Raw genomic sequence first — 252 nt, 5'->3', positions numbered from 1 at the left:
AATTTCGTCTACGGGGCTATCACCCGCTATGGCCGGTCTTCCCAAACCGTTCGACTATTCATTGCTTTGGTAACTCAAATGTTCAGTCCTACAACCCCAGGAAGCAAGCTTCCTGGTTTGGGCTGTTCCCACTTCGCTCGCCGCTACTATGGGAATCGCAATTGCTTTCTCTTCCTGTGGGTACTTAGATGTTTCAGTTCCCCACGTCTGCCAATACTTAGCTATGTATTCACTAAGCATTAATCATCGACT

The 252-nt window shown here is 47.6% G+C and carries 1 rRNA gene; it reads right to left on the bottom strand.

Features of this window, described 5'->3' with window-relative positions:
- Nucleotides 1-252, bottom strand: a 23S ribosomal RNA gene (locus tag CES79_RS12530); the annotation flags it as partial.

Source organism: Secundilactobacillus silagei JCM 19001 (genome assembly GCF_002217945.1).
In the GTDB taxonomy this organism is placed as follows: domain Bacteria; phylum Bacillota; class Bacilli; order Lactobacillales; family Lactobacillaceae; genus Secundilactobacillus; species Secundilactobacillus silagei.
This window is presented reverse-complemented; position numbering and strand designations above follow the sequence as displayed.